We start from the raw sequence: 11,141 nt of genomic DNA, 5'->3' as shown, positions 1-11,141 counted from the left end.
GCCGGGCAGTCCAAGGCCTCGTTCACCGAAGGCACCCGCTTCCTGCGCCAGCTCGCCGCACTGCGCTTCGGGCTCGTCGCAGCGTTCTTCGCCCGCTACCTCCACCACCCGCGCGTGGTGCACGGCGAGGTGGCGGCCACCACGGCCGACACCGCTGTGGACACCACGGCGGACGCCGCCGCGGCCGCGGCGAACCGGACGCTCCACCCTGCGCAGGCCCGGCTGCTGGACGCCCCCGGAACCGGTACGGCACTGGCCGAGGGGGTCGTATGACACCCCTCGGCCCGACCCTGGAGGAAACACCCGTGGACAGTACTCCGACGACGCCCGGCACGACCCTCCGCCGCGCGGCGTCGCCGCGCACCACCCCGGCGCGGCCCCACCCGGCCCCGGCACTGCCCGACCCGGCTCCTGAACGGCCCGACCCCGCCGCGGCGCCGATCGCGCCGGCCCCGGAGTGGCCCGGACCGGCGCTGGCCCTGCCCGCCCCGCCCCCGGCGGGGCGGCGCCGCGGTCTCCTCGGCCCCGCCTGGTCCCACCGCCTCACGATCGCCGCCCTCGGCCTCGCCGCGGTGCTCCTCGGGACCTGGAACCTCACCGGGGCGTCCGAGTACGTCGACGACGAGGGCACCTATGCCGCGCAGGCGTTCAGTGTGCTCGAGGGTGACCTGGCGCCGTACACCTATCAGTACGACCACCCCCCGCTTGGCTGGATCCAGATGGGGCTGCTGGCCTGGCTGCCCAAGCTGCTGGTTCTGGGGGACGGCACCTACGTGGGAGCCACGCGCTTCGCGATCGTCCCGTTCTTCGTGGCCACCGTGCTGCTGACCTACCTGATCGGCACCCGGCTGGGACTGCGCCGACCGCTGTCCGCGCTGGCGGGGACGCTGGTGCTCCTCTCCCCGCTGTTCCTCACGGCCGGCCGCCAGGTCTTCCTGGACAACGTCGGCCTCCCGTGGCTGCTCCTCGCCTTCTACCTGGCGCTGAACAGCCGCAAGGCGCTGTGGCATCACATCGGCGCCGGCATCTTCTTCGCCCTGGCGGTTCTCTCCAAGGAGACCATGGCGATCTTCGGTCCCTCGCTCCTGGCCGCCCTGCTGAACCAGCGGGCCTGGTCGAACCGCGTGTTCTCGGTGGTGGGCTTCCTCGTGGTCGGCGGGCTCGTCCTCGCGTTCTATCCGCTCATGGCCCTCCTGAACTGGGAGCTCTTCCGCTCGCCCGGCCACGTGTCCCTCCAGGACGCCGTCATCCACCAGTTCGTGACCCGCACCGGCTCCGGCTCCCTCTGGACCGAGGGCTCCGCCCGCGCCGAGTTGCTGCAGGGCTGGCTCTACTACGACACGTTCCTCATCCTGGCCGGAGTGGTGGCCGCGCTCGTGGCCGCGACCCGTCGCACCACGGCCTGGCTGCCCATCGGCCTCGCCTGCTTCGCCGTGCCGGTGCTCTCGCCCGACGGCTACCTCCCCGCGATGTACATCGTCGGTGCTGTTCCGCTCCTGGCGCTGTCGGTCGGCGTCGCCCTGGACCGGGTCGTGGACCGATTGGCGCGAGTGCGCCCGGTGCGGGAGCTGCGCACCGGCGCCCGGATGCGCACGGGTGCCACGGTGGCCCTGGCGGCCACCGTCGTGCTCCTCGCCCTGCCCCACTGGAGCTCCTCCTACCGAACGCTGCTCGCGCAGGAGGAGGCCAACACGGACTGGTCCTCGACCCTGCGGTGGGCCACGGAGAACATCCCCGCCGAGGACACGGTTCTCGTGCCATACGCGCTGTGGCAGGATCTCAGCGAGGCGCGGCAGGACGGCCCGTGGGAGACCGTCGCGGTCGAGAAGGCCGATCTCGATCCCCAGTTCCTGACGGAGCACCCGGACGGGTGGCGGGACGTCGAGTGGGTGGTCATGGGACCCTCCACCGACCGCACCGCCGACGAGCTGGAGCTCGCCACGGTGCGGCAGTCGCTGGAGAACTCCGAGACCGTGCAGAGGTTCGGCGAGTGGAGCGTGCACCGCGTCGAGCCCTGACCCGGTCACCCCCGGTCCCGTGGGCGCCTCCTTCCCGAGCCGCCCACGGGGCCGTCTCGTGCTCGTGCCGCCCGCACCGAGAGGCGAGTACGACCCGTGCCGGCACCCCGGGAAACCGGAAGGACCCGGCCGTCCTGGTGGACGGCCGGGTCCTTCCGGCGACTTCGCGGTCCGGGGCCCCTTCTTCGCAGCGGGTCAGGTGCTGCCGGCCCGGCTCAGCGTCCGCCGACCCGGCAGCGGACCCTGGACCCCACCACCGTGCCCGCACCCCGGAACACCGTGCGGCGGACGCACAGACGCAGCATCCAGTGGCGCGGGGCCCGGTGGCCGTGCCACGGGCGCGGCCGCGGGGTCAGTCGCCGGCACCGCACGCGACGCCATCCTGGTCGGTGTCCAGGTCCTGCGGGTCCTCGCCGGCCTGCCGGACGCGGATGCCCTCCGGGAAGAACGTGCGCAGCTCCTCGCAGCTCCAGTCGTGCGGCATGGACGCCGGGTCCAGCCCGGCCTTCTTCATGTCCTGCACGTGCTGAGCCAGGCTGGGCGGCACCTGCGGCAGGCACTGGCCGTCCTCCCCATACTCCGTGAGGCACCCGCCGGGTGCGGCGGCGTCGGCGAGGGCCTGGTCGGGCGTCACCGCGCCGCGCTGGCGCAATCCCTCCGTGCGGTCCGCGGGGGCCCCGGCCGTGTCCTGGCCGTGGTCCTGGCCGGCGACCTGCGCGAGGCCGCTCGCGGCGGGCTGCTTCGCCTGCGCCGCGGGCCGGGCGCTGCCGGCGGCCTCGGCGAGGCTGCTGCCCTGCTCGGAATCGGCGCCGGGCCGAGCCGCGGCGGCCGGGTCGTCGCCTGCCGCGGCGCCCGGGCTCGCCGGGTCGGCCACGGCCCGGTCCTCCGCCCCGGCGCCGCGCACGGCACCGACCGCGCGGTCAGCACCGTCGGCGTCACCGGACGCGTGGCCGGGAACCGGGCTGGTCTGCGCCGCCGGGGCGGGTTTCCACTCGGCGGCCGTCGTCGTCCCGCGCACCGTGTCCGCCGGGTCCGGCGGGGCCGCGACCACCGCGGTGCCGATCGCCAGGGGTACCACCAGGGCGGCTCCGACGAGGGCCGCCGTCCTGTGGCGGCCGCGCATGCGTGCACTCACGAGATCCACACCCACTTCGCTTCGCTGGGAACGCCGGCGGCGTCGAGCACCGTCAGCATGTACGGGCCGGGCGGCAGGAGGTCGGGGTTGTCCGGCACCTGGGCCGTCCTGGTGCCGCCCTCCCCCGCCAGCGGCAGGTCGACCAGCCGGGCGTTGGTGTCCGTCTGGTGCGTGGCGGACATCGGAGCCATGAGCGACGCCGAGACCACGTCACCCGTCACCCCCAGGTCCAGGACGTCCCCGTAGCCGGCGCGCTCCGGGGCCTGCACCAGCTGGGGGCGTTCGCCCTGGAACAGGTACGGCGGGCTGTAGACGGAGATCCGGAACTCGAAGGAGTTGTCCGCGGGGTTGGACCCGAGCACCACCACGCGCCCGTCCGGCAGCAGCATGGACGACGAATGGTAGTTGCGCCCCACCGGGTCCGGGTCCACGGACGTCCAGGCGTTGGCCTCGGGGTCGTACAGCGCCGCCGTGGCCACGTCCCCGGTCCGGTTGTACTGTGCGCCGTTGGCGGCGAGCACCGTGCGGTCGGGCAGGTTCACCAGGTTGACGTAGGCCTTGCCCGGGCCCGGCAGGTCCGGTCCGGGCACGTAGGCGGGTGTCGCGGCGTTGAGGTCGATGATGTCCACGAGGTTGGTCGCCGGCAGGTTCGTGTCCGTGTTCCCGCCGCCCACGATCATCAGGCGCTGGTCCTGCGCGGGCCCGATGAACGCGGAGCCCGCCTGGTCCCGCAGGTCCTTCTCGCGCAGCCCGGGGACGTCCCAGATCTTCGCGGTCGTCCAGTCGTAGATCGAGGCCCCGGTGCCGGGCAGGCCGTTTCCGAACGTGTGCGCACCGGTGTAGAACATCTTGCCGTCGTCGAGCAGGAACATGTGCGGGTAGGTGCCCCAGTAGCTCCAGGTCTGCGGCACCTGGTTCTGCGGCAGCCAGCTCAGCGTGGAGGTGTCGAAGATCTCGGTGAGCACCGTGCCCTCGGCCTTCTCGTCGAGGCCTCCGGCAGCCCAGACGTCCCCGTTGCCGAGCTTGGTCAGCGACGGGTACCAGTGGGCCCCCGTCATGTCGGCCGTGCGGTGGAAGGAGTCGTCCGCGGGATCGAAGTAGTAGCTCTGGTCGGAACCGCGGAAGGTGTTCGGCCCCTCGTTCTCGGACGGGAAGGCGGCCGTGCCGCCGGCCAGGAGCACCTTGCCGTCCGGCAGGGTGACGTGCCCGGCGCAGAACATGTCGTACGGCACCGGGATCTCCTTGAAGGCGCCGGTGTCCGGGTCCAGCACCACGGCGCGGAAGGAGCCGGACGCGAAGAGGCTGCCGTCGTTGCCGGAACCGGCGATGAGCAGCAGCCGGCCGTCGTGCAGCAGGGTCGAGTGGATCGCGCGGATCGGCAGGTCCGTCTCCAGGACGTCCCAGCGGCCCACGAGCTCGGGCGCGCCGGCCGCGGGGGCCGGCTCCTGCTCCACCGGGCGCAGCGAGTAGTTGGTCGTCCGCAGCTCGCCGTCGCCGGAGAGCGAGATCCCGAAGGACAGCCGGTCGATGCCCGCCGGGACGTTCTCGATCCGAGCCTGCGCGGTGGTCCACTCGGCGCTGGGCGGGAGCATCTTGAGGTCCGTGTAGTACTGCCAACCGTCCGCGGTGTGCGCGAAGACGGTCACGGAGTTCCGATCGGTCGTGGACTTGTAGTCGACGGACAGGTCGTAGCTCTGCCCGGCGACGACGTCCGGGGCGCAGCCCTCCGTCTCCGCCTGGATCAGCTTGGCGTCGCCCGACTGGTAGGCCGCGACCTCCACGGCGTAGGAGCGGGTGCCGGGGGCGGAACCGGCCGGGACGTCGGTGCTCAGCTCCTGGTTGACCGTGCGGTCCCCCCATCCCGTGGGCAGGAAGCAGGAGGGCACGCCGGCGCCCTCGGCGAGCGCGCCGTTGACGACCAGCTCGCCGTCCCCGGGCGCGGGCGGCGGGGGCGGGGTCTGGCGCAGCGAGTAGTTGGTGGTGCGCAGCTCGCCGTCGCCCGAGAGGGAGATGCCGAAGGAGACCCGGTCCACGCCCGCGGGCAAGTTCGTCAGCTGCGCCTCGGCCGTGGTCCAGCCCGCGCTCGCCGGCAGGGTCTTGAGGTCGGTGTGGTACTGCCAGCCGGTCGCGGTGTGCACGAACACGGTCAGCGAGTTGCGCTCGCTGGTGGACCGGTAGTCGATGGACAGGTCGTAGCTCTCGCCGGGCACCACGGTCGGCGCGCAGCCGGCGGCCTCGGACGGAAGGAGCTTTGCGTCACCCGAGACGTGCCCGCTGACCTGCAGAACGTGGGAACGGGCACCCGTCACCGAGCCCGCCGGTACGTCCGTGCTCAGCTCGCCCTGCACCGTGCGCTCGCCCCAGCCCGCCGTGAAGAAGCAGTCCGGGCTTGCCTCGCCCTGGGCGAGGGAACCGTTGACCACCAGCTCCTCCGTGGTCTCGGCCCCGGTCGGTGCCATGGGCACCTGGACCGCGGACGGAAGGGCGGCGACGGCCCCGGTGGCGCCCGTGGACGCCAGCACCACGGCCGAGCCCGAGACGAGGGAGGCGAGCACCCACGCGGGCCGGTGCAGCCTGGAGCGCCGGCGGTCCAGCCCGGGCCGGGAGCCGCCCCGGAAATTGATTGCCGCACGTCCGAGCTCGGACGTGCGGTGGTCGTGCTGGTGCATTCGGATCCTCCGTGTCCCCCACCGGCGGAGCGCGGACCCGACGGCTGCGATCCCCGGCAACGGTCAGGTCCTCAGGCCGGCCGGACCGGCCGAACCTGGGCAGTCGCATTTGCGAATGCCTCGGGATCGATACTAGTCAGCGCGTGGGGGGACCGTGATCAAATTCTGTCCGCAGATGTGGGGATGGACAGATCGACGGCCCCGGGAGTGCAACCGTCCGGATCGGAGCAGATCGGGGGCCTCGCCGAACGGTCACTCGTCCCCGTCACCCCCGGTTCACCTGGGCTTTTATTCTTGCTGTCATGCATTTCACAGCGGACTCCTAGGTTGAGCGTGTCGCGCCCGAACGATCCTCGAGGGGGACCCCATGGCTGTTCCGCAGCTGCGCAGACTCGTCCTGACCGGTACCACCGCCCTGGCCGTCCTGGCCCCGGCGACCGTGTTCGCCCTGCCCGCCGCCGGCACGGAGCCCGCCCCGGCGGACTCCGCCGACGCCGGGACCGTCCAGACCCAGCACCAAGCACAGATCGACTCCACCGACTACGTGGGCGGACCGGAAATTCTCCGCGACGGCCACGACCAGGACGGCAAGGAGGACGTCGTCAGCGGCCACGTCTTCGACGACCGCAACCGGGACAGCGTCCAGCAGGACCACGAGCACGGACTGAAGGGCGTCACGGTGTCCAACGGCCGGGACGTGGTGCGCACCGACAAGGACGGGCACTGGGAGCTGCCGCTGGAGGCGGGACAGACGGTGTTCGTCACCAAGCCCGCCGGTTGGGACACCCCGGTGGACGAGACGAACTTCGCCCAGTTCTTCTACCACCACAAGCCCGAGGGCACCGCCCAGGACCTGCGCTTCGGTGGCCTCGAGGCCACCGGCGCCGTGCCGGCCGCGGTGAACTTCCCGCTGGCCCGCAACAAGGACAGCGCCCACCCGGAGCAGACCTGCGGTTTCCTGGGCGACGTGCAGACCTACTCCAACCGGGAGATCAGCTTCGCCCGCACCGGCCTGGTACGCGAGCTCGCCGCCCGCCAGGACCTGGAGGACTGCGGCCTGCTGCTGCTGGGCGACGTGGCCGGCGACGACCTCGGCCTGTACCCACGGCTGAAGGAGAATCTCTCCGGCGCCGGCGCCCCGATCCGCGCGATCCCGGGAAACCACGACTACGACATCGACTCGACCGACCCGGAGGAGTCCTTCGACACCTTCAAGCAGCACATCGGCCCGGAGAGCTTCTCCTACGACATCGGCGAGATGCACGTCATCGGCCTCAACAACGTCTCCTACCCCTGCCAGCCCGAGGAGAACGCCGACGGCAAGCACGAGCAGTGCACCGACCCCGAGAACGACCCGCAGTACAACGGCGTCCTCGGCGAGGAGACCATGGCCTGGATCGAGGCGGACCTGAAGCACGTGCCGGAGGACAAGCTCGTGGTGATCGCCACCCACATCCCGCTGGTCTCCCACGCGGACGCCTCGTCCACCAAGCACCAGACCGACGACGTCACCGAGCTCTACGCCCTGCTCGAGGGCCGCAAGGCGGTGTCCTTCTCGGGGCACACCCACTCGGTGGAGAACATGACGGCAGGCACCTCCCTCGCCGAGTGGCAGGAGGCCGTGGGCGTCGAGGAGATCCCGTTCCAGCACATCGTGGCCGGCGCCCCCTCCGGGGACTGGTACACCGGGGACCTCAACATCGACGGCGTGCCCATGGCGATCCAGCGCGACGGCGCACTGCCCGGGTACTTCACCCTGGACCTGCAGGGCGCCGAGTACCAGGAGAGCTTCTCCGCGACCGGCCGCCCCGGGGACCAGATGGGCCTGGCCGTGAACTCCCCTTACTGGCGTGAGTGGTACGGCACCCTCTTCGAGTGGCGCGAGGCCAACCGGGGCGACTGGGAGGCCGTGCCCCCGGTGAACATCAACGACCTCGGGGACCCCGACATGGTCACCCCAGAGGACCTGGCCGGTGGCACGCAGCTGTCCGCCAACGTGTGGAACGGCACCCGGGAGACCCGCGTGACCATGTCCATCGACGGCGGGGAGCCGCTGGAGGCCACCCACACGCAGCCCGGCGCCGGCGAGGAGAAGGTCCAGGGCGCCGAGGTGGCCGACCCCTACGCCGCGACCCGGCAGCTGATGGTCGCCCGGCACGCCTTCGAGTCCACCTCCGGGAACGAGGACGCCCAGGGCTTCCAGGCCTTCGACGGCGCGCAGTTCGGTCCCTCCGCCCCGCGCCCGGGCAACAACATCGCCCAGACCATGACCCACCTGTGGCAGCTGGAGCTCCCCGCGGACCTGGAGCCCGGGGTGCACACCGCGGAGGTCACGGCCACGGACCGCCACGGCCGGGAGACCACCGAGTGGCTGACCTTCGAGGTCGTCGAGGAGCGCCCGCAGATGGCCTTCCGCACCGACGTCTTCGAGGGCTGACCGAACCGCCCGACGGCGAAGCGGGGGCCCGGCCGGATCGTCCGGCCGGGCCCCCGTCCGTGCGTAGAGGCTTCCGGGCACCGACCCGAGCCGGACGATCCGGACGGACGTTCGGCAGGAGCCGGAAGCCCGGCTCCGGAGGCCTGCGAAGATCGGCCGCCGGAGCTCCGGGGGCATCGGTCGCACACGGTCACAGGATTCTTTTGCATGGGCAGGGGCCGGAAGGCACCTGACGGGGCGGATGACACCCGCGCCCAGCTTTGCCAGCATTTCCTCTGGCGGCCCGCTCCGGCGTCGACCTCGATGCCCGCCGCGGCCCTGCGGCGCGGGAGCCTGACCCACCGACCATCGGACGCAGCACCGCCTGCCCCGGAGGAACGGCCCTCGTTCCCGCTCCCCGGCGCCGGCCGGGAGCGCCGGACCCTACGACCCCCGTCCCTGTGCGGTTCACAGCCATCCCAGACATGCCGGGCGGCCCGGACGGCCCACGTCCGCCGACACGGCCCGTGCGAGGAGAGCACACCATGAGCACGTCCCAGATCATCCGTCCCCTCCACCCACCCCCCGCCGCGCCGCGGGCGGCCCCGGCCACGGGTCACGCGGGGACGCGGGCAGCCCAGTGGATCCAGCGGCTGGCGGTACCCCTCCTGGTCCTGCTCCAGGTGCTGCTCTCACTGCGGCTCGGCAACACGGCGTTCGAGGACGAGGCACTCTACGTCCAGGCCGGCCGGGACCTCCTCGACCACCTGCGCACCGGCGCCGAGGTGGAGGACTACGGCTTCTATTTCTCGGGCGCGCCCCTGGCCTATCCCCTCCTGGCGGGGCTCCTCGACGAGCTCGGCGGCCTGGCGCTGGTGCGGGCCTTCAGCCTGGCCTGTGTCGTGGTCGCCATGCTCTGCGTCCGGGCAACCGCGCGGCACCTGTTCGGCCGGACGGCCGGGGACCTGGCCGCCCTCGCCTTCGCGGTGACCGGCCCGGTGGTCTTCGTCAGCGCCCTGGCCACCTTCGACGCGCTGTGCCTGCTGCTGCTGGCCCTCGCGCTGTATCTCGGGGTGACGCGGCGCTCGTACCCGTCGGCGGCGGTGGCGGGGCTGGCCCTCGCCGCGGCGGCGGTGGTCAAGTACACCGGGGCCGCCTTCATCCCCGTGGTGCTGCTGGCGGTGCTCTTCACGGCCCGCCCGCGCAGGTCCGGGCGCCAGGTGATCCGGGTGCTGACCACGGCCGCCGTGGCCGCGGCGGCCCTCGGTGTCCTCTGGGCCCGTGCTGGTGCGGAGGTGCGGGCCGGCGTCGAGTTCACCACGACCTCCCGTGAGGCCCTGGCACCGGCGTCGGCCTCGCACCTGGTCGACCTCGCCCTGCAGGACATCGGCCTGCTGACCGCGCTGGCGCTGGTGGGCGGCTTCTTCGTCGTCCGCTCGTGGCGCTCGGCGCTGCTGCTCCTGGCCCTGCTGGCCGGGGCCTTCGGCCTGGTGCTGAGCCAGCTGCACCTGGGCGAGTCCGTGTCCTTCGAGAAGCACATGGCCTACTCCGCGCTCTTCCTGGCCCCGCTCGCGGGCCAGGCGCTGGCGGGCCTCGCCGGCCCGGGGATGCGCGGGGTCGTGCTGGCCGTCCTGGTGGTCGTGCTGCTGGCCACCGGGCTCGTCCGGGCTCAGGCGCTGTACCAGTGGCCGAGCGTGGCCCCCGTGGTCGAGCTCGTCGAGTCCCAGGACCCGCAGCCGGGCCGGTACTTCGCCACGCACCCGCTGCCGCTGAAGTACCACCTGTGGAACGAGCACCCGGACCTGCAGTGGACCGCACCCGGCGACCTGGCGGCCGACGACCCGCAGGCCCTCCGGCAGGCCGTGGCGGACGGCACCTACCGGATGATCATCTGGTCCGCGGACGTCTCCGGGAACCCCGCGCTGGAACCGCAGGTGCAGGTCCTCAGCGAGGCCGTGGCGAACAGCCCCGACTACGAGCTCGTCTCCGCACCGCCCACGGTCCCCGCGTGGGGCAGCACAGCGGAGTGGTACGTCTACGCGCTGACGGACTGATCCCGGAGACGCCCTCCTCCGGCCGTCGGCGCCGCCCCGCGCAATGCGCGCCCGGGGCGGCGCCGACGTTCTGGGCTCACCCCTGGGGCGCGGAGCCACGAGCACGAGCGGCTCCGCCCCCACGACGCCGTGCGGTCCGCCACGTTTCCGGACCGTGAACACCATGCAAACGACGGATATCCGCCCTGCGGCGCCGTCGACCCGCGCTGCTCGGCCCGCTCGGCGCCGGCGGGCGGGGTGACCGCGCGCGGGGACGTCCGAGGCCGGAAAAGACCGTCCCGGCCGTGTTTCCACACTCAACACGGCGTAACAGAGCGTCGATGGCTGAAAATCACCTTGTCGGCGCTTCGGGGGACAGATGCGAACGGTCCTGCACCAGAACGGCCGACGGAACACCTCTGGAAGCGCCACGCCGTCGCGGCGTCGATCCGGCGCGCCCCTCTCGGCGTGGCGGAGTGCATGACTTTTCAACTGAGAAACGGGGGGAGTGCCGCTCTCCGCCGACTACCGGGGCTCCTGATTGCTCTGGCAACCTGGAGCCACGGACAGCCCGGGCAGCGCCCCGGCCGGCCGGCCTGTCGGGGGACGGGCCGGGTCCGGCCCGACCGGGCCCGTCACGCTCCACCGCTCCGCCACACCCGTCCGGTCCGCCGCCCCCGCGCGGCTCGCGCCGACCGTACGGCCGAACGGGCGCTCGACCCCGGTGCCACATGCCGCCGGGCCGACCGTCAGCCACTCCGGGGGAAATCCATGCCTGAACTGCTGTTCTCTGTCCTCATCGTGCTCATCGCTCTGGTGTTGTTCGCGATCGCGACGTCCACGCTGTACCTGAACACCTATGCCTGGTGG

General features: G+C 72.6%; 6 protein-coding genes. 4 read left to right on the top strand and 2 right to left on the bottom strand.

Going from position 1 to position 11,141, the window contains the following annotated elements; genetic code table 11:
- Together QYM41_RS17220 and QYM41_RS17215 are read left to right on the top strand one after the other, a co-directional pair.
- Positions 1-273: hypothetical protein (locus QYM41_RS17220; RefSeq protein ID WP_368801000.1), on the top strand; the 273-nt coding region annotated here is incomplete at its 5' end.
- A gap of 32 nt (positions 274-305) precedes the next feature.
- Positions 306-2,018, top strand: coding sequence for an ArnT family glycosyltransferase (locus QYM41_RS17215; RefSeq protein ID WP_368800999.1), 1,713 nt, complete (start codon positions 306-308; stop codon positions 2,016-2,018).
- Positions 2,019-2,370: 352 nt separating this feature from the next.
- On the opposite strand, the gene QYM41_RS17210 is transcribed toward QYM41_RS17215, so the two are convergent.
- Positions 2,371-3,153, bottom strand: a complete 783-nt coding sequence (locus QYM41_RS17210; protein WP_368800998.1) for a hypothetical protein — start codon at positions 3,151-3,153, stop codon at positions 2,371-2,373.
- Positions 3,150-5,822, bottom strand: a complete 2,673-nt coding sequence (locus QYM41_RS17205; RefSeq protein WP_368800997.1) for a galactose oxidase early set domain-containing protein — start codon at positions 5,820-5,822, stop codon at positions 3,150-3,152. Before QYM41_RS17205 ends, QYM41_RS17210 begins: the two co-directional genes overlap by 4 nt.
- A gap of 367 nt (positions 5,823-6,189) precedes the next feature.
- Here QYM41_RS17205 and QYM41_RS17200 point away from each other — a divergent pair, with 367 nt between their 5' ends.
- Positions 6,190-8,259, top strand: coding sequence for a calcineurin-like phosphoesterase C-terminal domain-containing protein (locus tag QYM41_RS17200; protein WP_368800996.1), 2,070 nt, complete (start codon positions 6,190-6,192; stop codon positions 8,257-8,259).
- Between the two features lie 524 nt (positions 8,260-8,783).
- A complete protein-coding gene (locus QYM41_RS17195; RefSeq protein ID WP_368800995.1) occupies positions 8,784-10,292 on the top strand; it encodes a glycosyltransferase family 39 protein in 1,509 nt (502 codons plus the stop codon).
- Positions 10,293-11,141 lie beyond the last annotated feature (849 nt).

Source organism: Kocuria oxytropis, from assembly GCF_040981195.1.
In the GTDB taxonomy this organism is placed as follows: Bacteria; Actinomycetota; Actinomycetes; order Actinomycetales; family Micrococcaceae; genus Kocuria; species Kocuria oxytropis.
This window is presented reverse-complemented; position numbering and strand designations above follow the sequence as displayed.

Coding starts and splice junctions, on each gene's coding strand:
- QYM41_RS17195 (WP_368800995.1), top strand. CDS start 8,784: ATGAGCACGTCCCAGATCATCCGTCCCCTCCACCCACCCCCCGCCGCG.
- QYM41_RS17200 (WP_368800996.1), top strand. CDS start 6,190: ATGGCTGTTCCGCAGCTGCGCAGACTCGTCCTGACCGGTACCACCGCC.
- QYM41_RS17205 (WP_368800997.1), bottom strand. CDS start 5,822: ATGCACCAGCACGACCACCGCACGTCCGAGCTCGGACGTGCGGCAATC.